Here is a 23,660-nt window from a genome sequence, read left to right on the forward strand (position 1 = left end):
GACGCGACCTATTTTGTCGCTTTCTCCCATTACCTTATTAATTCGAGATAATTAAGGTAATGAGAGAAAGCGATGTCTTGTATTTGTGAAGCTAAAAATTTAGAAACATTTTTGAAAGTAAAAATTAGAAGATTGTTCATTCTGGTGTTTTTAATAATTATTACTAGCTGGTTTTCAAGTTACGCCCAAAACAAAAAGATAGTAAAACTTGAAGCTGCAGTGCAAAAGTTGAGTAGTTCAGTCGAAGCGGTCAAAAGTAAAAATAGCTAAGTTACGCTTAACCACGTAGCCAGGCTGTAAAGCATGCAACTCAGACTTCGAAATTACTAAAGTGCATGTTTCAAAGGCACTAATGTATAAATACATATTAGTGCGACGTAAAGAAATTAAATAATATTTTTCCCTTGTTCTGGATCGCGAGATTGCTCTGCTTGTTCACGTATTTCGTCAGTATCACTGCTCACATCATCAAGTGTTTTAGTTTGATCAAGTGTTTCACTTTTTTCGCTTTGTACTTGCGATGGTTGTTTTTCCTCTAAGCTAGAAACATTTTCACTAGGGTCGGTGAGTATAATTCTTTCTCGTGCGTCATCAGGCATGCTGATGTTTTGTTTTGTGAACTCATTGACTAATTCGCGCATAAGCTGGGAAGCTACTTTTAATGGGCTGTGCTGCTCGCTATTAACCCAAAAATACAAAACGAAGTTAATAGTAGATGAGCCTAAGTTTTTTATTAAAACCTGCGCGGGTGGATCGCTAAGCACCGCATTTTGTTGATTGGCAATAGCTAGGGCAAGAGTTTGTGCGCTGCGTATATCGTTATCATAGCCAATACCAATTTCTACTTTTCCGCGCATTTTTGGATTAGCAGTCAGGTTTTTAATGGTATTTTTATATACCGTCGCATTGGGTATTTGAATATGATTGCCATCGTAATCAACAAGTGTGGTTGCTCTTGCGGTTACTTTTTTAACAACACCTAAACGATTGTCTACTTCAATTACATCGTCGATTTTAAAAGGCCTTTGTATGCTCAGTAATAAACTAGCGATAAAGTTCTCAGCTATGTCTCTAAAGGCAAAACCTAATATAAGTCCTATTAGTCCCGTGCCACTCATAATGGCGACAGCAAACTCGGTAAGCCCTGCTAAACGCAGGAATAAGTACACGCCAAATAAAATAATTAAAGTGCTTATACTGCGCCTTACAACTAGATGAACTAGTTTACTGTCAGTCATGTAGTCAATAGGCTTTATAAGCAATCGAGAAAGTGGCCCTGCAATTAAATAGCTTAATGCTAAAAGTATTATACCGAGTAATAGTGTGGGTAATATTTGCGCTGTTGCATGAAGTAATTGCACAGCTTGTTCATGAAAAAACTGCCACGTAAACACATCGCCTTGAAAACTTTGCGTGCTGGGAGGCGTATTGTTTAAAGCTATAATGTTTGATTGGCTACTAGGCATGGCTTATCGTCCGTGTTTGATTTTTATAATCGTTAATACTAGGTAACAGCAAGTTTAGTACCAAATACTTTATTTAACTTGGCAAACATTTTGCTGTAGTAATGTAATACAAATATTGAGGTTTAGAATGAAAGAAGCTAAACGAGGACAGCAAGCTGAGCAGCCTGGTCATATCCCTTTTATAGGTTGGTGGGATATTGTTAAGCGCATTTTTAAGCAAATGAGTGAAGATAACTTATCTATAGTGGCAGCGGGTGTGGCATTTTATGCGTTACTTGCTATTTTTCCGGCCATTGCGGCGATGGTATCTGTGTATGCGTACTTTTCATCCCCTGCAGATATTAGTGATCATTTAAGTAAAATAGTTACTTTGCTCCCACCAAGTACCAGTGAACTAATTTTATCTCAGGTTTCTAGCCTTGCAAAAACATCAAGTGCCAGCTTGAGCTTAAGTGCAATTGGTACGCTTATACTTACCATTTGGAGTAGTTCTAAGGGTAGCCAAGCACTTATTACTGCGTGTAATATTAGTTATCGTGAATATGAAAAACGTTCATTTTTTAAAGCTCAATTAGTACGCTTTTTATTTTCGGTAGGGGCGATTGTTGTCGCAATTTTTGCGTTATTAATTATTGGTATTTTACCTATTGTGCTTAATTTAGTGGGGCTAAAGGAAAGTATAGATTTATTAATTAAACTCATTTCTTGGCCATTATTAGCTTTTACCTTTAATTTTGCATTGGTACTTTTATATCGTTATGCCCCACATCGTAAACCGGCCAAATGGCGTTGGATCACGATGGGTTCGTCTATTGCTACTGTGCTTTGGATTTTGGCATCTATAGGTTTTTCTTTTTATGTGTCGCGTTTTTCTAGTTATAACGAAACGTATGGCTCACTAGGTGGCGTAGTGATCATGCTGATGTGGTTGTATATCAGCGCTTATATAATCACATTAGGTGCTGTAATTAATGCAGCTACTGAGCAGCAAACAGGTAAAGATAGCACTGTAGGACCGGCTAAAGAGCGTGGACAGCGAGGCGCCTATGTAGCAGATCACCTCGATGTAAAAAATGAATAGCTATTAGCTAGCTAAGTTAGTGAGAGCCGTAAGCTGCTCTTTAAACTCTTGTGCTGCAGGACCAAGCCTGTCGTTGTCGTTGCACATTAAATATAAATTAAGAGTACGGGTTGTACCTTGGTCTAAATTAAGTGGGATGAGCGTTTTATTTTCAATTAAATGTGCTATTTGTGTTTTTGGCAGCCAAGCGTAACCCAAATTTTGACTAACCATATCAATAGAGTTGCGTAAATGGCTGACTGTCCAGCGCATATCAGCACCTAACCAGCCATCATTGTGACTGGTGTGGGTTGCTGAGTCGCGAACTACTATTTGCCGGTGTAGCTTTAAATCACGAAAGTTGAGCTGTTCAGTCTGTTGGTGTAATACATGGTCTTTATGCGCAACGGCTATAAACTCTATATCGCATAACGTACTGCAACTAATTCCATAGATAGGAATTGATGAAATGGCTAAATCAACCACTGAGTTATGTAGTAATTCGTTTGCACCGGTTAGCACGCTTTCTACTAAATCAATCTTTAAAAGCGGGTAAAGTTCACTCGTTTTAGCAAGTGCCTGGTATAAAATGGTGTGTGGAAAAACTTCATCAACAGCTATTTTTAACGTGCTTTCTACGCCTTCGCTTAGTGTGCTCGCTACCGATTCTATTTTAGTTGCTTCTTCAATTAAAAATTCAGCTCTGCGTAAAATTAGTTTACCGCTATCGGTTAAAAATGCTTTACGACCTTTTACTTCAAGCAACTTAATTTGCAAGGCGGCTTCAAGTTTTTGAACAGCATGGTGTACGGTTGACTGACTTTTATGTACAGCCGCACTTGCGCCTGCAAATCCGCCGTGATCCACAACCGCTTTAAACATTCGCCATTGCTCTAATGTTGCTTTTGCCATTTTTAAATCCTGTTACTACTTATATCTGATTGCTTAACTTGACCGCGCAGACGCATTATTTATTGCGTAACAGTAATTTTTTGTTTATTTATTTTAATAAAGCGACTTTTTTATCAGCTAGAAGTGCCATAAAGCTGCTTTTATTTAAAGGTCTTGAAAATAAATAACCTTGTCCGTAATCACATCCGGCTTCAAGTAATAGCTGCATTTGTAATTCAGTTTCAATTCCTTCGGCGATTACTTTTAAGCCCAGTTGATGCGCCATAACAATTATTGCTTCACACAGTGCAAGTTCTTGACTGCCTACTTGGATATTATCAACAAAACGTTTATCTATTTTTAAATAATCGGTATCCATTTCTTGTAAGTAAGCGAGTGACGAATATCCTGTACCAAAATCATCAAGGGCAAGCTGCATACCTGATTTTACTATTTCTTTTAAGCGACGTTGCGTTAATGCTTCGGGGTTAATCATTAGGCCTTCAGTTATTTCTGCCACAATTGAGGATGCAGGTAATTTTGCAGCTTTTAGCATATCGTACCATTCATCTATACCACTTTCTGGCGTGGATAACTGCACTGGCGACACGTTTACACTTATTTGGAAAGTATCATCGGTTAGGGTTTTTATATCGTTAAGCGTTTGCAAGGTTTGAGCAAATACAAATTGGCCAATTGCATTTATTTGCCTGGTTTCTTCAGCAAGTGAAATAAATGCGACAGGGCTAATTAGGCCTTTTTCGGGATGTTGCCAACGAATAAGTGCTTCAGCTTTATGAATATGTAAATCATTCAAAGCAACTATGGGCTGATAAAATAACTCAAACTGTTCAAGTTCTATGGCACTTCGTAAGTCTTTTAATAGCACCATGCGTGCGTGTGCATATTCGCGCATGTCAGCAGAGAAAAATTCAAAACAGTTACGACCATTACTTTTTGCTTTATACATAGCCTGATCGGCTGCTTTTAAAAGCTGTTCAGTATTTTCACCATCATTAGGGGCGCATGCTATGCCCATGCTGGCGCTAATAAATAACTCTTCGTTTTCAAGATGAAAAGCCGACGATAGGCTAAGCAAAATATTACTGGCAATTTGATTAATATGACGCGTACTTTTTATACGATTAAATACAATAACAAACTCATCACCACCAATACGTGCCACAAACTCAGCATTTTTTGCCGACTGAACTATGCGTTGCGATACGAGTTTTAATAAGTTATCGCCATAGTGGTGGCCTAATGTGTCATTAATATCTTTAAAGTGATCAATATCTAAAAGCATGACAACCAATTGATTGTCGGGAGTAACAATGCTTGAAAATCGTTGACTTAATCGCTCCTTTAACTCTAAACGATTTGGTAAGTCAGTTAGGTGATCATAGTGAGCTTGTCGCCAAATTGTTTCATCGGCTTGTTTTTTCTCAGTGAGGTCTGTGAATATCGCGATTCGACGAATAGGTGCGTTGTTTGTATCATAAACCGTATCGATTGTGAGCCACTCAGAGTAAAGCTGCCCGTTCTTTTTGCGGTTAATAACCTCGCCTTGCCAGCGGCCTGTTTGCTGTAATTCAGACCACATTTTATTGTAAAAATTCTTATCATGTTTTCCTGATGAAAGAATTGAAGAGGAGCGCCCAATAACTTCTTCTTTATTATATAAAGTCGTTTTGCAAAACGCAGGGTTTACATCAAATATTATACCCGCTGGATCGGTGATTGCCATGCCTTCACTACTGTTGTTATATACTAGCGAGGCAAGGTGAAGTGCTTCTTCATTTATTTTTCTTTGTGTTATATCTCTTAGCACAACAACGTATTCATTTTTACTTTGCATTGCACTAATACGCGCTTCAAAGCTGCGTTTAGGATCTGATTTTTCGAGTGTAAATTCTAAATTACTCGAAACATCAAGCTTAGATAACTGCGATAACAAAAGCTGCACATTGTTGTGAGAAAGTATTGATGATAAATGAGGTGCTGCAGTGCTGTTTGGGTTTACTTGAGGCTTAAATTGCCCCGTTATGTTGAGAATATCGCCATGGATGTTAATTCTAACGTAACTGTCGGGTAGAGTATTAAGCAAGCTGGTAAGCTCATCGTGCTTGTTTTTTAAATTAGCTTCAGCTGTTAACCTAGTTTGCGCCATTGATTTAAAGCGCTGATAGAGAGTATTTAGCTCTGGATTATTTGGCTGTGTTTTTTGTGACGGCATTTCGCCCTTAGCCAACACGTTTGTTGCGTTTGTTAGATTATTAATTGGGTCGATAATGCTGGTTTTAAGCAGCTTACGTGCAATTAAACATAGCACTAGCAGTGATAAAATAAACACACCAATCGCTATAAAAAAATTATTATTTATTTGCTTTAAAGCATGCGTAATAGGAAGTGCAATATGTATATTTAAGCTGTTATTACTCGGATCTTTATAAATAGTAGAGTGATGAAGCAGTCGATCTTCACCCTCAATCGATTTTATTTTTGTTGATGCCTCATTATCAATCGAAGAATCACTTGCTAATAAAGTCTTTGCAATATTATCGCCAAGGGCTGCAGTTGTTGGTGGGTAGCGCGCTAAAATTTTTCCATTAGAATCAGCGATTGCAGCAATAGAGCCAGGTGGCAGTTCAATATTATTAAAAGCATTGTTCCACCAGTCAAGCGCAACAACGATAACTACAACGCCCTGAATTACATTTTTTTTATTAATGATAGGCAACGCAAAGTTAAGGGTGTTTTTTTGCAGGCTTCGGTCGTGCTGAAAATAACCTACCGACAATTGGTTACTTTTTAAGGCATTTTGAAAATACGCACGATCTGCAATATTTATTGTTTTGGCTAATCCGCTTGTTGTACATATAACAATGCCATTTGGATCTATAATCCCGATATTGGCAACATGCGCGTAAATAGCTCTAAATTGTTTGAAATAATTAGGGCAGGACGTTGCTAGATTTTCTTTTTTACTTTCCTCTTTAGCCAAATAACGCGCTAAACGGTCAATATCATCGACTAAATACTTTTGCTGCAAAATTAATTGCTTAGCAATGTTCTCTACTTTTTTTTCACTTTGCTCAATAGAATGGTGGCGTTCAAGCAGCAGGGTAAAAATAATTACAGCTGTGCCTGGAATACTTAGCAATATAAGTAAACGATAAAGCTGATGTTTGAGAGAGTAAGTAAAAATAACCATTCCTTAGTTTTGTATTTTGCAATAACAATTGTAGCCAAATTCACTCCAAATAACCATAATAATTATAAGGTTGAAAATGTAACCAATGAATCAATGTTATTCTGTTTTTTAGAACTTTAAGCTCGATTTAAAGACATAGTTGTTTTGTTTAATGAATGATTTAATAGCCTCATAAACTTATTCTTTAGAGTGAATTAAAAAATGAAAATATCAAAAATACTTACAGCTTATGCAACTCAAGATGGCGATGGCGTGAGCATTAGCCGTATACCTGGATTTGATGGTAAATATTTAGATCCATTTTTGATGATTGATGAACTCAAGTCAGACGACAAAAAAGATTATATGGGAGGCTTTCCTGAGCATCCGCACCGAGGAATTGAAACGTTTACTTATATTCTAAAAGGTGGCTTTGAACATCGTGACCAAATGGGTAACAAAGAAGCAATTAAAGCAGGCGATGTGCAATGGATGAGCACAGGGCGCGGCGTCATGCACAGTGAAATGCCACTCGCTGATGCTATAGATGGTCTGCATGGCTTTCAAATTTGGATAAACATGCCAAGCGCAGAAAAAATGCGTGATTCGCGTTATCAAGATACGACTAAAAACCCAGCCCCTAGTTTTACAAATACGCAAGGCGTGACGTTAAAAGCACTTGCGGGATCGTGGCAGTTCGAAAGTGAAACGCTTGCAAGCGAGCTGCAAAGTTTAGCTGCTAATGCGGCGCTCGCTGATATTACATTACCTGCTGGTAAAAGCACTTATTTAGAGCCTCTTAGCCAACAAAAAGTAATGCTTTATATTCATAGCGGCTCACTAATAATGAGCGACAATCAAATAATACCAGCGGGTAAACTACTTATTTTAGAGCCAGGCAGTGATATTAATATTAGCTCTGAGCACGGCGCTGGTGTTTTGGTTTTAGCAGGCGATCCGCTTAATCAGCCAATTGCTCATATGGGGCCGTTTGTAATGACGACGCAAGCTGAAGTACAGCAAGCAGTGCGTGATTATCAAAACGGCGAGTTTGGCAAAATATAACGGTATTTTTAGGAGAGTTTTATGGGATTATTAGTTAACGGCCAATGGCAAGATAAATGGTACGACACAGATTCAAGTAACGGTAAGTTTGAACGTGAAACGGCGCAGTTACGTCACTGGGTAACTGTTGATGGTAGCGCTGGAATAACGGGCGAGGCCGGTTTTAAAGCACAAGCGAACAGGTATCATTTATATGTATCACTTGCGTGTCCTTGGGCGCATCGAACGCTTATATTTAGAGCGTTAAAAGGGTTGCAGGATTTAATTACGGTGTCGGTTGTTAGCCCTGATATGCTTGATAGTGGTTGGGCTTTTGATACGCAAAACCACAGTACTGGTGATGCTTTATTTAATAGTAACTACTTACATCAAGTGTATACAAAAAATAATCCTAAGTATTCCGGGCGAGTCACCGTACCTGTATTGTGGGATAAAAAGCTAAATAAAATTGTCAGTAATGAGTCTGCCGATATTATACGTATGTTCAATAGTGCGTTTAATGAGTTAACAGGTAATAACGATGACTACTATCCAGAGGCACTACGACCAAAAATTGATGAATTAAATGCGTTGATTTATCCAAATATAAATAATGGTGTTTATCGTACGGGATTCGCAACAACTCAAGATGCATACGAAGAGGCGTTTAACGATTTATTCAAAGCACTCGATAAAGTAGAAGGGATACTGAGCAAGCAGCGTTATTTAACAGGTAATAGGCTCACCGAGGCAGATTGGCGATTATTCACTACTCTCATTCGGTTTGATAGTGTGTACGTTGGCCATTTTAAATGTAATTTACGCACAATTGAAAGCTATCCTGCATTAAGTGGATACCTTAGGGAGCTATATCAAGTTAAAGGAGTGGCTGAAACAGTTGATTTCTATCATATTAAGCGTCACTACTATTTTAGTCACACAATGATCAACCCAACACAAGTTGTGCCAAGTGGTCCAAGTATTGATTACTTATCAGATCACGGTAGAAATGTTTAGCGCTTAAGCTATCAAGTTCACTAGCCAGCCGTATTTTCTTACGAAGCTAGTTTCGCTTTTACCCGCTTGTACTGCTGCACCTGCGATAAAGGCACTTGAAAGCCCAACTTTGGTTGCGGCAAAACGCTTTAGTCTATATTGGAACGCTGCATGATGTTGGCGTTTCAATTCACTGCGCGTATCCATTTGCTTACTTAGAGCATCAACGTTTTCATTAGGTGCTTTAATTAAGTAGTTAACTAACATACTAATTTCCTTGTTGGTTAAATAGCTGCTTTAAACTTTTAAGCGTTTTACTAAAGCCAATTTTATTGCTTAAGTAAACTGTATTTTTCCAAAGCCATATTAAACAAGCAACTTGTAGCAAAGTAGCTGTTGCAATACTTAGCCATACCGACCCAAAAACATCGTATACACCGTATCCAACAGCACCTAGAAATCCTGCCCACAACAAAACCAAACCACTGGCAAAGCATCCTAAAAATATAGTGATCAATGCAAGCGATCTAAGCGATAACCGCCATTCAGCTTTAGCAAGCTGGTGGGTGATCTTTCCTTGAGTTTGGTAATCATCCTTGAGCTGCTTAGAATACTCTAAAAGCATTGCAACATGATCTTGCCAATCGTCCTTTTGGCTATGTTGCTCAGTAGTTTGGTCTTGCACATTACCATCCTTGGTTGTGGTTGTTTGTGGGTTATTCATCACAAATTACTTACGACGAAGTAGTGATGTGATTAACATACCCGCAGCAAAAGCAATACCCGCCGTTGCTAATGGGTTTTCAGAAGCAAAAGCACGAGTTTTTGCAGTACATTCACTTAGTTTTTCACGTGCAATAAGTTGTTTTTCGCTTAATGCATCTGCTGAGCTAGAAGCTCCTTTACGCACACTGCTTTCAGCTGTTGCAGCTTTGCTAGAAAGTGCATCTACAGCATCGTGCGCCGCTGATGTTGCTTTCTCTGTAAGAGGAGACTCAGTATTTGTTAGTTTAATGTCAGGCTTAACATCTGAAGTTGTATTTGGTTTCGTATTCGTTGCAGTAGCCATAATCAATCCTTAATAAGTTAAAAATTTAAATAGTGATTTAGATGATGCAATGATTAAACCAAACTTGCTGTTTGTTTTAACTGCTTGAATTTTATGGTTTTTGTTTGTATTTTTTAATTTTTGATAATTAGTATTTTAAAATAAACAGTAACTATTACTACACGGCTAGGTAAATTTTACAAAGAGGATAAAAACGCCTTAAAAATTGTAAATATTCATTGGTTATTCAGTAAGCAATGCATGTAAACAGAAAGTTATAAAAGCAAAGCTGATATTTTTCTTTACCTCAATCCCACTTTTTCCCACGTAATTCAAACGCTTCGCTTGAGCCCTTATTTTTTCTAGCTTTGAGACTCACTAAAGCTGGTCAGCTTACTTGACAAAATGGCTTGTCAAGCCCTAAACTGGAGCACTGTGGTAAAAAGTGGTTTTTAGTGGATCTCATTGGATAAAATAAACAAAAAATTGAATAAAACAATTTCAAAGTAGGTTTTTTATGTTTCGTGGCGCGAGTTCACTGAGTTTGGATGATAAGGGGCGTTTTGCGGTACCGACAAAGTACCGAGAATCTCTGTTGTCTGAAGATCAGGGGACAGTTATTTGTACCGTCGCATTAAATGAACCGTGTTTATGGTTATATCCATTGGCTGAGTGGCTCGAAATAGAAAGCCGTTTAGCGAAAATATCTAATATGAATCCACGAGCTCGACGAATGCAACGTATGTTGCTAGGTAACGCTACAGAGTATCAACTTGATAAAAATGGTCGAATTTTGCTTGCGCCGTCATTACGTGCCCATGCATCTCTTGGCAAAAAAATCATGCTGGTTGGTTTGATGAATAAGTTTGAAATTTGGGACGAGGCGCGTTGGCACGAGCAAATGCAGCAAGATACTGAGCTTGAAAGGCTTGGTGATTTTGAACCTAACCAAGATTTAGATAATTTTACACTCTAACGGCACAAAAAAAGGCACACAATAGCTAATGACAGCGCAATTTGAACACGTATCCGTATTAATGGATGAGACCATCGATGCCCTTGCAATTAAGCCAGATGGTATATACATGGATGGTACATTTGGACGTGGTGGCCACTCTGGGCAAATTTTAGCACGCCTTGGTGATGAAGGTCGCCTGCAAGCAATTGACCAAGATCCACAAGCAATACAATCAGCTGAAAAATTTGCTGATGACCCACGTTTTGCAATTGCACATACTCGCTTTTCAAACTTATACGAAGTAGCACAGCAAAACGATCTAATTGGTAAAGTGGATGGCATTTTATTAGACATTGGTGTTTCGTCACCACAACTAGATGACGCTGAGCGTGGCTTTAGTTTTATGAAAGACGGCCCACTCGATATGCGTATGGACCCTACAACAGGTCGCAGTGCAGCACAGTGGTTAGCAGAGGCTGAGTTGGATGATATTACCCACGTAATTAAAAAATTGGGCGAAGAAAAGTTTGGTAAACGCATTGCACACAAAGTACTTGAAGTTCGTGAGCACACGCCAATCACAACTACCAAGCAGCTTGCTGACCTTGTTGATGAAGCTGTACCGGTAAAAGATAAGTTTAAACACCCAGCTACCCGTACTTTTCAGGCTATTCGTATTTACATTAATAGTGAGCTTGAAGAGATTCAAACTGCGCTACAGTCTGCAGTTAAAGTGCTAAAGCCAGGCGGACGTTTAGTGGTGATTTCGTTTCATTCTTTAGAAGACCGTATTGTAAAACAGTTTATTAGAAAACAGAGTAAGGGAGAAGCATTACCCAGAGGTCTGCCTTTAACTGATGCACAAATAAATAAAAATCTGACGTTAAAAGCAGTGGGTAAAGCTATTAAGCCAAGTGCTGCAGAAGTAGAGCGTAATCCACGCTCTCGTAGTTCTGTACTTAGGATTGCACAGAGGTTGGGATGAGTAAAAAAGCGAGCTATCGGCAACCTAATTTATTCTTTGAAATATTAAAAGGCCTAGGAGCTAATAAGCTAACCTCGGCCTTGTTGGTTGTGATATTCGCTTCTAGTTTAGCTGTTGTGCAAACAACCCACTTAGCTCGTGGCCAACTTATACAGCAAGATCAATTATTACAAGAACGCGATGAGCTCGATTTAGAGTGGCGCTACTTACTTGTTGAAGAAGAATTTTATTCGCAACATGCACGCATTGAAGAAGTAGCTACATCACAATTGAAAATGAAAAGACCTACGAGTCAAGATGAGCAGGTAATAATAGTACAATGAGAAATAGAGGCAAAAAACCAGTCACTAATTTAATCACATGGCGCTTTATGCTGGTGTGTGCAGTTGTGTTTATGGTGTTTGTAACACTCGTATCTCGCGCTGCTTATTTACAAGTAATAGAACCTGATAAAGCACGTTCAGAAAGTGACAAACGTACCGTACGCGTTGAAAAACTACATGTGCAACGCGGGATGATTTTTGACCGTAATGGTAAAGAGTTAGCGGTAAGTGTGCCTGTGGTAAGTGTATATGCTGATCCTAAAGCATTGCACAAGTCGCTTGTTTCTAAAGTAATTAAACAAGCACGTAAAAGCGGCGAAGATCATTTATCTTTAGCTGAAAATACCGCTGAGCTTGATAAGCGTACTGCACTTTATTATAAAAACGATTTACGCTGGCGTGAGCTTGCTGATGTATTGCGCATTGATCCTAAGAAGATTAACTCTCGACTATTAAACGATCCCTCGCGTCGCTTTGTTTATTTAAAGCGCCAAGTTACTCCTGCTGTAGCAAATTATATTGGCGATTTACGCCTACCAGGTATTCATTTACTAGATGAATCTAAACGCTATTACCCCGCCGGTGAGGTTACCGCGCATGTTATTGGTTTTACTAATATAGACGGTAAAGGCATTGAAGGCATTGAAAAGCTATACGAAAACGCTCTAACGGGCGAGGAAGGCCGCCGCACTATACGTAAAGACGCACAAGGGCGTGAAGTAGAAGTGCTTGACGAGCGTGAGCGCGTAGAGCCAGAAAGTATAGAACTAAGTATTGACCAACGAATTCAAGCTATTGCCTACAAAGCTGTAAAATCAGCTGTACTGACTTACAAAGCCACATCGGGCTCAGCTATGGTAGTTGATGTTAAAACCGGTGAAGTGCTGGCAATGGTAAATAGTCCTTCATTTAATCCAAATAACTTAAGCGATGCTGCACCTCATAAGCGTCGTAATCGCGCAATTACAGATTTGTTTGAACCAGGCTCAACTGTTAAGCCTCTAGCCATTTTGGCTGGGCTAGACTACGGCGCCATTCAGGCAGATGACACGATTGATACCTACCCAGGTTGGATGCGTTTAGGTGGTAGTTTAGTTAGAGATACTCGTAATCACGGCGAACTAACACTGCGCGAAATACTAAAGTACTCCTCAAATATGGGGGTTGCGAAGGTTACTCAGTTAGTGCCTAAAGATTACCTTGTAGGCTTATATCAAAAAGTAGGCTTTGGCAGTGACACCGGTACTGGAATGGTAGGTGAAAGCAGTGGTTTGTTTTATCCAAATCGTCGTTGGTCTGACTTTGAAATTGCAACTTTATCATTTGGTTATGCAATTTCGGTAAGTACTGCGCAAATGGCGCGCTTTTATACCATGTTAGGCGCTGGTGGAGTTAATCGACCACTGACTATTTTAAAGCAAGATAATATACCTGAAGGCGAACGTATTTTTAAACAAAAAGACGTAGAAGCCGTAGTCCACATGATGGAAAGTGTATTTGAAAAAGACGGTACTGCTCGCAACATAAAAGTTGATGGGTATCGTGCTGCTGGTAAAACAGGTACATCTAAAAAAGCCGTAGCAGGTGGTTATGGTGATGAATATGTAGGTTACTTTGCAGGTGTAGCACCGGCAAGTAATCCTCGTTTAGCCGTGGTAGTTATGATTAATGAACCAGGTGGTGATGTGTACTATGGAGGTGCCACCGCTGGCCCTGCATTTGCAGAAATCATCTCTAACGCATTAAGAATATTAAACGTAGCGCCTGACAAGGAAGAGGTTGCGTACGTACAAGGTAAAGATAACGATGCGTGATTTAAAGGATATTTTAAAATACATCGAAATAGATGCGCCCTCGCAACTGGTTAAGCATTTACGCCTTGATAGCCGTGAAGTAACGCCAGGGGATGTATTTGTTGCTATTAAAGGCCATACACTTGATGGCGGACAATTTATTAATAAAGCAATTGAAAATGGCGCAATAGCTATCATTGCTGACAGATTATGTGAATTTGAAAGCAGTTTTGAGCCACTGTATTTAGTCTCAGAGCTTGATAAAAAGCTTCCAGAATTAGCTAGTCGCTTTTATAGCCAACCAAGTCAGACTCTTGATTTAATTGGTGTGACAGGTACAAATGGTAAATCGACCACCACAGCAATGATTGCCCACTTAGCACAATTTTGTAGTACTGAGTCGGCTATTATAGGTACTTTAGGTTATGGCCATCCTGATAACTTAATTCCACTGATAAACACAACGCCTTCAACAGTTGATTTACAGCATATTTTGAGCGATTTAAATTCGCAGCATAAAAAGCTGGTAGCCATGGAAGTATCATCTCATGGGTTAGTGCAACAACGCGTTGCTAAATGTCAGTTTAAAGCGGCTGTGTTTACTAATCTTTCGCGCGATCACTTAGATTACCATGGTGATATGGCAAGTTACGGTGATGCGAAATTAATGCTTTTCCGTGATTTTGAACCGCAAGTTGTAGTGCTCAATCAAGATGACTTTCAAGCTGAGCAATGGCTTGAAAAGTATGATTTTAATAACCTAATTTGTTATGGCCGCAAAAACTTAGCTCCTAAGAATGCCCGATACGTTTATTTTTCTGATGTTGAATATTCAAGTAAAGGTATTTCGGCGCAGTTGTCGACAAGTTGGGGTGATATTTCAATTAAATCGCCTCTGTTTGGCGAATTCAACTTATATAACTTAACGGCAGCGCTCGCTACATTACTAGGGCTAGGTTATCCGCTTGAGCAACTAGTTGCTGGTTGTGCGCAGTTACAGCCAGTCGCTGGTCGAATGCAAGCTTTTAGTCAAGCTGGCATGCCAACGTGTGTTGTTGATTACGCCCATACACCCGATGCACTTGCACTTGCATTACAAGCATTGCAGTTGCATGTGCCAGGTGGTGTAAGTTGTGTATTTGGTTGCGGTGGCGACAGAGACAAAGGTAAGCGCGCATTAATGGCGCAAGCTGCAGAGCAAAACGCTAATAAAGTGATTATTACCAGCGATAACCCTCGAACAGAAAACCCTGATGACATTATTGCAGATGTAGCAGGCGGTCTAACCCATCCTCAAAATGCACATTTAGAGGCTGATAGAGCAACTGCAATTCGTTTTGCTATAGAAAATGCTACAGCTGATGATGTTATTTTGATTGCAGGTAAAGGCCACGAAGATTATCAAATTATAGGCGATAAGCGCATCGACTTTTGCGATCGCCGCTATGTACAAGAACAACTAAAAAAAGCAGTAAGAGGGATAACACAATGATCCCAATGGATTTTGATTGGTTAGCTAATGTGCTAACAACCGATTATCAAGGTGATAATCAACACGTGCTAAATATAAATACTGATACTCGTACAGTGTGCGATGGCGAAGTGTTTTTAGCACTGAAAGGGCCAAATTTTGATGGCCATAAATTTATAGCTGAGGCTAAACAAAAAGGCGCTATAGGCGTTATTGTTCAGCACAAAGTTGATGTGGATATCCCACAATTTATAGTAAGCGATACACGTATTGCACTAGGTGCAATTGGCACTGCGGTTATGGCGCAAGTGGCGCCTAAAACAATTGCAATTACAGGGAGTGTAGGCAAAACCACCGTAAAAGAAATGTGTGCGGCAATTTTGTCGGTTCACGGTGATGTATTAGCTACTAAAGGTAATTTTAACAACGATATTGGCGTCCCACTTACGTTATTGCGCTTAGAGCCTCAACATCGTTTTGCTGTTATTGAGCTAGGTGCAAATCACTTAGGTGAAATTGCTTACACAACGGCAATGACAAAACCAGATGTGGCCGTTGTATGTAATGTTGCAGCAGCTCACTTGGAAGGTTTTGGTAGCTTAATGGGCGTTGCAAAAGCTAAAGGTGAGATTTTTGATGGCCTAAAAGATGACGGCGTTGCCATTGTTAGTTGCGATAGTGAATTTAGCCAGTATTGGTTAGATAAACTTGAAGGGCGTAATGTTAAACGCTTTTCTACAACCGAAAAACTAGACATTTGGGCAGAGAACATCACGCTTGATGGCAATGCGCGTGCAAGCTTTACGCTTTGCACTAAAAACAAGCAAGTGCCTGTTACTTTGGCACTACCTGGTAAGCATAATATTAGTAATGCACTTATCGCTGCGGCGCTGACCAGTGAATTTGATGTAACCCTTGAAGAAATAGCCAATGCACTTGCCACAATGGGTGATGTAAAAGGGCGCGTTAATTTAATTGAAGTGTCTGATTTACTTACCGTGGTTGATGACACCTATAATGCCAATGTTAAGTCGGTAAAGGCTGCGATTGACTTGTTAAGTGATATGCAAGGTCACCGCATTTTAGCACTCGGAGATATGGGTGAGCTTGGTGAAGATGCACGTAAGTACCATCAAGAAGTTGGCGAGTATGCACTTGAACAAGGGATTGATGAGTTATTTACATTAGGCGTGTTAAGTAAATACGCAAGTGATGTGTTTGAACTCCCTAATCGCCACTTTTCGAGCCGCGAACAGATGCAGCAAAAAATTCAAGAAAGCATTAATAAAGTGAATAAAAAAACAACAATAGTAGTGAAAGGATCGCGCAGTTCTCGCATGGAATTATTAGTAACCGATTTAGTTAATGGCCAGCAACAAGCCATCAATGGAGTATCATAATGTTAGTTTGGCTGGCAGAGTATTTAACACAGTATTTTAGTGGTTTTCATGTTTTTTCGTATTTAACGCTACGTGCCATTTTAGGTATTTTAACTGCGCTAATTATGTCTCTTTATTTGGGGCCTAAGTTAATTCGTGGTTTGCAACGTATGCAAATAGGTCAAACAGTTCGCGACGATGGTCCGCAATCGCATTTGTCTAAGTCGGGTACACCGACTATGGGTGGCTTACTTATTTTAGCGGCTATTTTTACCAGCACGCTACTTTGGGCCGATTTATCAAATAAATATGTATGGGCAACACTGTTTGTAATTGGCTCATTAGGTATTGTTGGCTTTGTTGATGATTACCGTAAAGTTATTCGTAAAGACCCAAAAGGTTTAATTGCTAAGTGGAAGTACTTTTGGCAATCGGTCATTGCATTAGTTGTAGCTACTGCTTTGTACTTTACCAGTGCACAAGCATCTGAGACATCACTTGTTGTTCCATTTTTTAAAGACGTATTACCGCAATTAGGTTTGTTTTATATTGTGCTCACGTACTTTGCGATAGTAGGTACATCAAACGCAGTAAACCTGACAGATGGTTTAGATGGCTTGGCGATTGTGCCAATTATTTTGGTGGCTGCAGCATTGGCAATTATTGCTTACTTAACAGGTAATATTAACTTTTCGGCTTACTTACATATTCCACATTTACCGCTGGCGAGTGAGCTTGTGGTTGTGTGTACTGCCATTGTGGGCGCAGGGCTTGGCTTTTTATGGTTTAACACTTACCCAGCACAAGTGTTTATGGGCGATGTTGGCTCATTAGCACTTGGTGGCGCATTAGGTATTATTGCTGTTTTAGTACGCCAAGAGTTACTGCTTATTATTATGGGCGGTGTATTTGTAATGGAAGCACTATCGGTAATATTACAAGTGGGGTCGTATAAATTACGCGGTCAACGTATTTTTAGAATGGCGCCGATTCATCATCATTATGAATTAAAAGGTTGGCCAGAGCCTCGCGTTATTGTGCGCTTTTGGATTATTTCTGTTGTGCTAGTGCTTGCTGGCTTAGCTACTTTAAAGATTCGATAAATGCAGTATTTAAACGAGATAAAAAACAAACAAATAACAGTGCTCGGACTCGGTGTAACCGGTCTGGGCATTGTGCGTTTTCTATTATCTCATGGCCTCGCCCCCAAGGTCGTTGATAGCCGAGCAACCCCGCCGGGGATTGATTGGTTAAAAGAGCATGCGCCAAATCTAGATACCCACTTTGGTAATTTGGATGACGCAGAGCTTTGTTCAAGCAATATGATTATTATAAGCCCTGGGCTTAGCTTAAAAATACCAGCTGTTGCAAATGCAATTAACGCAGGTGTTGAAGTGATTGGCGACGTTGAGTTATTTGCACGTATTAATACAAAACCGGTTGTTGCTGTTACGGGCTCTAACGGTAAATCAACCGTGGTTACGCTCGCTTATGAAGTATTAAAAGAAGCCGGCTATAAAGTTGCTTTGGGTGGGAATATTGGCACAGCGGTGCTTGATTTACTCAACGATGATTTTGACGTGTATGTACTTGAGTTATCTAGTTTTCAGCTAGATACCACAACGAGTTTAAAACCTGTGAGTGCAACGGTATTAAATGTGTCAGAAGATCACCTTGACCGATACGACAGTTACCAAGCTTATATAGACTCAAAGCTAAGTATTTATGACGGTGCAGAGCTTATTGTTGTCAATGCAGACGATATTCAAACACATCCAGTTAAGCGCGGTACAACCCCCCTAATCAGCTTTGGTGCTCAACAAGGTGATTACCATTTAGCGCAGCATAATGGCGAAACTCATTTTATGCTTAAAGGCGATGCCTTTTTACCTGTTGATACGCTTGCGGTAGTGGGTAAGCACAATTATTTAAATACGCTTGCAGTAATGGCGCTTTTAAGTTCGTTTGAAGTAAGTAAAGATCAATATAAGAGCGCGTTAGGTCAATTTAATGGATTGGCTCATCGCTGCCAATTTGTAGCTGAGCTTAACGGTGTAAAGTATTTTAACGATTCAAAGGCAACGAATGTTGGAGCGACCATTGCTGCAATAGATAGCTTGGCTAGTGATGGTGAAAACCTGATTGTTATTGCAGGTGGCGATGCTAAAGGCGCTGATTTAAATGCACTTAAACCCTACATAGAACAGCATGTAAAAGCATTAATTTGTTTTGGTAAAGATGCAAGTGACTTAGCTGCGATTACCAATAAGAGCTATTTAACTAACAACATGGAAGAAGCCGTTGCTTTGGCCAACGTACTGAGTAGTACAGGCAATATTGTTTTGTTAGCACCTGCATGTGCCAGCATTGATATGTATAACAACTATATGCAGCGCGGTGATGACTTTATTCAATGTGTTATGGCAGGGCAACTATGATTGCTTTTGCCGATATAAGAGATGCATTAACACCAAAACCTTCAGGTCAGTTGTATGATGTACCGCTGTTGTACTGCGTAATTATGTTAATTGGTGTTGGTTTTATCATGGTAACCAGCGCTTCAATGCCGACCGCAGAGCGGTTATTTGATGACCCATACCATATTACTATTCGCCACAGCATGTTTTTGGCAATGTCTTTTGTGCTTTTTTGGATAAGTGTTTGTGTGCCAATGGATTGGTGGAAACGTTCCAACCCTTATTTATTAATACTAGGCATGGTGCTGTTAATAGCGGTATTGATTGTTGGGCGTGAAGTGAATGGTGCTAAACGATGGATACCTATTGGCCCTGTTGGTTTTCAGGTGGCTGAGGCCGCTAAATTATACTTTTTTAGTTATATTGCGGGTTATTTGGTAAGAAAACGCGAAGAAGTACAAGAAAATATTAAAGGCTTTGCAAAGCCAATAGCTGTATTTGCAGTGTATGCGCTGCTTATTTTGCTGCAACCTGATTTAGGCACAGTGGTTGTTATGTTTGTAACAACGGTTGGTTTACTGTTTTTAGCTGGCGCTAAATTATGGCAGTTCTTTGTACTTATTCTAACTGGCGTCGGTCTGGTTGTATTACTGATTATTGTTGAACCATATCGAATGGCGCGTGTTGTCGGCTTTTTAGACCCTTGGGATGATCCTTTTGGTAAAGGTTATCAGTTGGTTCAATCGCTAATGGCTTATAGCCAAGGTGGTTGGTTTGGCCAAGGCTTAGGTAACAGTGTACAAAAACTGCAATATTTACCTGAAGCGCATAACGATTTTATTTTTGCTGTAATAGGTGAAGAACTTGGTTTAATAGGCGTTGTAAGTATTTTAATGGTATTAGCTACTTTAGTATTTAGAGCGTTATTAATAGGCCAACAAGCGCTTAAGTGTGGCAAAGAATACGAAGGCTATTTTTCGTTTGCCATTGGTATTTGGTTTGCATTTCAAACCATGGTGAATGTAGGTGCGAGCGCGGGTATTTTGCCAACTAAGGGTTTAACCCTGCCATTTATTTCTTATGGTGGTTCAAGCTTGTTAATTATGACCATTGCCACGGGTATTTTATTGCGCGTAGATTTTGAAACCAAAATGGCAACCAAACAAGCCACCTCACGTGGAGGCAAGCGATGAGTAAAAAATTAGTAGTAGTGGCTGGTGGAACTGGCGGACACATTTTTCCTGGTATTGCAGTGGCTGATTATTTAAAACAGCAAGGCTGGCAAGTTAGCTGGATTGGCACACCAGATCGAATGGAAGCAAGCGTTGTACCTAAGCATAATATAGATATTGATTTTATTAATGTAAAAGGTGTTCGTGGTAACGGATTAAAACGTCTTATTAAAGCCCCATTCATGGTAGTTAATGCAGTATTGCAAGCGCGTAAGGTATTGAAAGAACAGCGTCCAGATGTAGTACTTGCAATGGGCGGTTATGTTACGGGACCCACGGGAATTGCCGCAAAGAGTTTAGGTATTCCGTTAGTTATTCACGAGCAAAACGCTGTAGCGGGTATGAGCAATAAACTGCTAGCTAAGGTGGCTACACGTGTATTAGCAGCATTCCCAAGTGCTTTTGCACAGGGTCAAGCCGAGCTAGTAGGTAACCCAGTTCGCCAAAGCGTTATGAATATAGTCAAACGCGATGTATCAAGCCCTATTAATATTTTAGTGGTAGGGGGCTCGCTCGGTGCACAAGTGCTTAATCAAACATTACCAGAAGCATTTAAAGTACTAAATAATACAGCTCCTATAAGCGTATGGCATCAAACAGGTAAAGGTCATTTATCTACTGTAGAAACAGCTTATAAAATGCATGGCTTTGCGGATGGTAATACAAAAATAGCTGAATTTATTGATGATATGGACGCGGCGTATAGCTGGGCTGATATTGTTGTTTGCCGCGCTGGTGCATTAACTGTTAGCGAAATTGCAGCAGCAGGTAAAATGGCTATTTTTGTTCCTTTTCCACATGCCGTGGACGACCATCAAACAGCAAACGCACAATATTTAGTGATGGCTAATGGCGCATTATTAATGCCACAAGGGCAGTTTAATAAACAATCAATTGTTGAACTATTAAGCCCATATTTAGCCCAACCTTCATTAATTACTGAAATGGCTACAAATGCAAAAAAACAAGCTATTTTAGATGCCACAGCAAGCGTAGCAACGCACTGTGAGCAAGTAACAAATAAGAGAAAATAAGTGAAAGAAACGTCAGTACAAGAAAAACACACGCGCCCAGCAATGCGCCGAATAGAAACCATTCACTTTATTGGTATTGGTGGAGCCGGTATGGGCGGTATTGCTGAAGTACTCGCTTTTGAAGGCTACCGTATTACAGGTTCTGACATTGCTCATAGCGCTATGACAGATCGCTTAATTAAAGCCGGTGCTGAGGTATTTATTGGCCATCATGAAAATAACGTGAAAGATGCCAATGTAGTGGTTGTTTCAAGCGCGATTGATGAAACAAACCCTGAAATTATTGCAGCTAAAGCCGCAAGAATCCCTGTTGTGCGCCGCGCAGAAATGCTCGCAGAACTAATGCGTTTTCGCCACGGTATAGCCATTGCGGGTACGCATGGTAAAACAACGACAACAAGCCTAATTGCGAGTATTTATGGACAAGCAGGACTTGATCCAACTTTTATTATTGGTGGCTTGTTAAATAGCGCAGGTAGTAACGCAAAAGTAGGCAAAAGTGATTTTTTAATAGCAGAAGCTGATGAAAGCGATGCGTCGTTTTTACACTTACAGCCAATGGTATCAGTGATCACAAATATCGAAGAAGATCACATGGATACTTATGGCGGCAGTCTTGAAAAGATGAAAGACACATATGTGGATTTTATTCATAACTTGCCGTTTTATGGTTTAGCTGTTGTATGTATTGATTCTGAAGTTGCAGCTGAGCTTATTCCGCGCTTTGGCCGCCCTGTTATTACGTATGGTGAATCGAAGGATGCTGATTATCGCATGAGCGACTTTAGCCAATCAGCTAATACGTGCACATTTACAGTAACTAACAAACAAGGTGAGTGTTTAACTGCCACATTGAATATGCCAGGTAGACACAATGCACTTAATGCAACCGCTGCGATTGCTGTTGCAAAAGATCAAAACATTGCGAATCATGCAATTTTAGAAGCGCTGCAGAAGTTTGAAGGCATTGGTCGTCGTTTTCAGCACTATGGTGAATTTGAAAACGAGCGGGGCAATGTGATGTTAGTTGATGATTACGGGCATCACCCTTCAGAGGTTGCAGCAACAATTGCAGCAGTACGTGAAGGTTGGCCTGATAAGCGTTTAGTAATGGTTTATCAACCTCATAGGTTTTCTCGTACACGCGACTTATACGAAGATTTTGTAAAAGTACTTGCTGATGTAGATCAGTTACTATTACTTGATGTGTATAGCGCTGGTGAAGATCCTATTGTAGGGGCCGACAGCAAAAGCTTATGTCGTAGCCTTCGCCAACGTGGCAAAGAGCCGCTGCACGTAGCAACAAATGCTGAGCTTGCAGGTGTTTTGGCCGCAAATTTACAAAACAATGATTTAGTATTAACCCAAGGCGCTGGTAATATAGGTCAGTTAGTTAAAACATTAGCTGCAACGGGTATGTCGATAGAAAAACTTAAGCAAGGTGAAGTATGACTCAGGTAAACACACAATTTGGTAAAGTAGCGGTACTGCTAGGTGGTAACTCAGCAGAGCGTGAAGTGTCTTTACGATCGGGTCAGGCTGTTTTAAATGCGCTGCAAAATAGTGGTATTGATGCAATTGCATTTGACCCACAAAGTCGTTCTTTGTGGGAGTTAAAAGAATTAAATGTAGATCGCGTTTTTATTGCTTTGCATGGCCGTGGTGGCGAAGACGGCACAGTGCAGGGTGCACTTGAATTTATGAACTTGCCTTACACGGGCAGTAATGTACTAGGTTCAGCACTTGCTATGGATAAAGTACGTTGTAAGCACTTATTTAAATCAGCGGGTTTAAGCACTGCACCTTATACCGTAGTTGATGCTAAAAAAGGCTTTGATGCTAAAGCCATTATGGATGAATTTAAAAAGGTAATGGTTAAGCCATCGCATGAAGGTTCAAGCATAGGTATGGCGCAAGCAAGTACAACACAAGAGCTTGAAGATGCACTAGCTAATGCATTTAAGTTTGATAACCAAGTACTTGTAGAGCAGTGGATCACTGGTCGTGAGTTTACAATTACGGTGCTGGGCGACGATGTACAACCAGTCATTGAGATGACGACACCTAATGGTTTTTACGATTACCAAGCTAAGTATCAATCAAATACAACCCAGTATCATTGCCCTGCAGATTTATCAGAGCAAGATACTAAGTACTTACAAGCCATATCGCTAGATGCGTTTGATTTAGTGGGTGCAAGTGGTTGGGGTCGTGTTGATGCTATGCAAGACGAGCAAGGGAATTTTTACCTGCTTGAAGTAAATACAGTACCAGGCATGACTGAAAAGTCACTAGTACCGATGGCTGCAAAAGCGAACGGGGCAACTTTTGAGCAATTAGTTGTTCGCATTTTAGAGCAAACGCTTTAAT

Annotated in this window: 21 protein-coding genes; 15 read left to right on the forward strand and 6 right to left on the reverse strand. The window is 40.0% G+C overall.

Features of this window, described 5'->3' with window-relative positions:
* Positions 1-386 precede the first annotated feature (386 nt).
* On the reverse strand, positions 387-1,466 hold the full coding sequence (locus FFU37_RS01650; protein WP_138488548.1) for a mechanosensitive ion channel family protein: 1,080 nt from the start codon (positions 1,464-1,466) through the stop codon (positions 387-389).
* A 127-nt stretch (positions 1,467-1,593) separates the two neighbouring features.
* On the opposite strand from FFU37_RS01650, the gene FFU37_RS01655 reads away from it, so the two are divergent.
* On the forward strand, positions 1,594-2,547 hold the full coding sequence (locus FFU37_RS01655) for a YihY/virulence factor BrkB family protein (protein ID WP_138488549.1): 954 nt from the start codon (positions 1,594-1,596) through the stop codon (positions 2,545-2,547).
* 3 nt (positions 2,548-2,550) lie between these two features.
* On the opposite strand, the gene FFU37_RS01660 is transcribed toward FFU37_RS01655, so the two are convergent.
* Positions 2,551-3,438, reverse strand: a complete 888-nt coding sequence (locus tag FFU37_RS01660; RefSeq protein ID WP_138488550.1) for a LysR family transcriptional regulator — start codon at positions 3,436-3,438, stop codon at positions 2,551-2,553.
* 88 nt (positions 3,439-3,526) lie between these two features.
* Complete coding sequence (locus FFU37_RS01665) at positions 3,527-6,631, reverse strand: bifunctional diguanylate cyclase/phosphodiesterase (protein ID WP_138488551.1); 3,105 nt, start codon at positions 6,629-6,631, stop codon at positions 3,527-3,529.
* A 201-nt stretch (positions 6,632-6,832) separates the two neighbouring features.
* On the opposite strand from FFU37_RS01665, the gene FFU37_RS01670 reads away from it, so the two are divergent.
* Together FFU37_RS01670 and FFU37_RS01675 are read left to right on the forward strand one after the other, a co-directional pair.
* A complete protein-coding gene (locus FFU37_RS01670; protein WP_138488552.1) occupies positions 6,833-7,675 on the forward strand; it encodes a pirin family protein in 843 nt (280 codons plus the stop codon).
* Positions 7,676-7,696: 21 nt separating this feature from the next.
* The gene (locus FFU37_RS01675; RefSeq protein ID WP_138488553.1) at positions 7,697-8,671 is read left to right on the forward strand and encodes a glutathione S-transferase family protein; all 975 of its coding nucleotides are present in this window, start codon (positions 7,697-7,699) and stop codon (positions 8,669-8,671) included.
* A 3-nt stretch (positions 8,672-8,674) separates the two neighbouring features.
* Here the strand turns inward: FFU37_RS01675 and FFU37_RS01680 are convergent, their stop codons facing one another.
* From FFU37_RS01680 to FFU37_RS01690, 3 genes are read right to left on the reverse strand one after another with little or no spacing between them, the layout of a single operon-like run.
* Entirely contained in the window at positions 8,675-8,917 is a 243-nt protein-coding gene (locus FFU37_RS01680; RefSeq protein WP_039485339.1) for a hypothetical protein, read from the reverse strand.
* 1 nt (position 8,918) lies between these two features.
* Entirely contained in the window at positions 8,919-9,374 is a 456-nt protein-coding gene (locus FFU37_RS01685; RefSeq protein WP_138488554.1) for a threonine/serine exporter family protein, read from the reverse strand.
* A 6-nt stretch (positions 9,375-9,380) separates the two neighbouring features.
* Positions 9,381-9,719 carry a DUF883 domain-containing protein gene (locus FFU37_RS01690; protein ID WP_138488555.1) on the reverse strand — a complete coding sequence of 113 codons (339 nt, stop codon included), beginning with the start codon at positions 9,717-9,719 and terminating at the stop codon, positions 9,381-9,383.
* A 496-nt stretch (positions 9,720-10,215) separates the two neighbouring features.
* Here FFU37_RS01690 and mraZ point away from each other — a divergent pair, with 496 nt between their 5' ends.
* The 12 genes from mraZ to FFU37_RS01750 are packed head-to-tail and all read left to right on the forward strand — an operon-like array spanning position 10,216 to position 23,659.
* A complete protein-coding gene (mraZ, locus tag FFU37_RS01695) occupies positions 10,216-10,674 on the forward strand; it encodes a division/cell wall cluster transcriptional repressor MraZ (protein WP_007582904.1) in 459 nt (152 codons plus the stop codon).
* 28 nt (positions 10,675-10,702) lie between these two features.
* Positions 10,703-11,641 carry a 16S rRNA (cytosine(1402)-N(4))-methyltransferase RsmH gene (gene rsmH / locus FFU37_RS01700; RefSeq protein WP_024606338.1) on the forward strand — a complete coding sequence of 313 codons (939 nt, stop codon included), beginning with the start codon at positions 10,703-10,705 and terminating at the stop codon, positions 11,639-11,641.
* Positions 11,638-11,964, forward strand: a complete 327-nt coding sequence (ftsL, locus tag FFU37_RS01705) for a cell division protein FtsL (RefSeq protein WP_002957986.1) — start codon at positions 11,638-11,640, stop codon at positions 11,962-11,964. Before rsmH ends, ftsL begins: the two co-directional genes overlap by 4 nt.
* Positions 11,961-13,778 (forward strand): peptidoglycan glycosyltransferase FtsI, encoded by a 1,818-nt coding sequence (locus tag FFU37_RS01710; RefSeq protein WP_002957987.1) that lies wholly within the window; start codon positions 11,961-11,963, stop codon positions 13,776-13,778. Before ftsL ends, FFU37_RS01710 begins: the two co-directional genes overlap by 4 nt.
* A complete protein-coding gene (gene murE / locus FFU37_RS01715) occupies positions 13,771-15,249 on the forward strand; it encodes a UDP-N-acetylmuramoyl-L-alanyl-D-glutamate--2,6-diaminopimelate ligase (protein ID WP_138488556.1) in 1,479 nt (492 codons plus the stop codon). The genes FFU37_RS01710 and murE overlap by 8 nt, the downstream gene beginning before the upstream one ends.
* Positions 15,246-16,628 (forward strand): UDP-N-acetylmuramoyl-tripeptide--D-alanyl-D-alanine ligase, encoded by a 1,383-nt coding sequence (locus tag FFU37_RS01720; RefSeq protein WP_138488557.1) that lies wholly within the window; start codon positions 15,246-15,248, stop codon positions 16,626-16,628. Before murE ends, FFU37_RS01720 begins: the two co-directional genes overlap by 4 nt.
* Entirely contained in the window at positions 16,628-17,710 is a 1,083-nt protein-coding gene (gene mraY, locus FFU37_RS01725; RefSeq protein WP_002957990.1) for a phospho-N-acetylmuramoyl-pentapeptide-transferase, read from the forward strand. Before FFU37_RS01720 ends, mraY begins: the two co-directional genes overlap by 1 nt.
* Positions 17,711-19,045 (forward strand): UDP-N-acetylmuramoyl-L-alanine--D-glutamate ligase, encoded by a 1,335-nt coding sequence (gene murD / locus FFU37_RS01730; protein WP_138488558.1) that lies wholly within the window; start codon positions 17,711-17,713, stop codon positions 19,043-19,045.
* Positions 19,042-20,217, forward strand: a complete 1,176-nt coding sequence (gene ftsW / locus FFU37_RS01735) for a cell division protein FtsW (RefSeq protein ID WP_024606332.1) — start codon at positions 19,042-19,044, stop codon at positions 20,215-20,217. The genes murD and ftsW overlap by 4 nt, the downstream gene beginning before the upstream one ends.
* Positions 20,214-21,290: an undecaprenyldiphospho-muramoylpentapeptide beta-N-acetylglucosaminyltransferase gene (gene murG, locus FFU37_RS01740; protein ID WP_138488559.1), complete on the forward strand. Its 1,077-nt coding sequence runs from the start codon at positions 20,214-20,216 to the stop codon at positions 21,288-21,290. The genes ftsW and murG overlap by 4 nt, the downstream gene beginning before the upstream one ends.
* A complete protein-coding gene (murC, locus tag FFU37_RS01745; protein WP_039485322.1) occupies positions 21,291-22,742 on the forward strand; it encodes a UDP-N-acetylmuramate--L-alanine ligase in 1,452 nt (483 codons plus the stop codon).
* Positions 22,739-23,659: a D-alanine--D-alanine ligase gene (locus tag FFU37_RS01750; protein ID WP_039485318.1), complete on the forward strand. Its 921-nt coding sequence runs from the start codon at positions 22,739-22,741 to the stop codon at positions 23,657-23,659. The genes murC and FFU37_RS01750 overlap by 4 nt, the downstream gene beginning before the upstream one ends.
* Position 23,660 lies beyond the last annotated feature (1 nt).

The sequence above is a fragment of the Pseudoalteromonas distincta genome (assembly GCF_005877035.1).
Taxonomy (GTDB): Bacteria; Pseudomonadota; Gammaproteobacteria; order Enterobacterales; family Alteromonadaceae; genus Pseudoalteromonas; species Pseudoalteromonas distincta.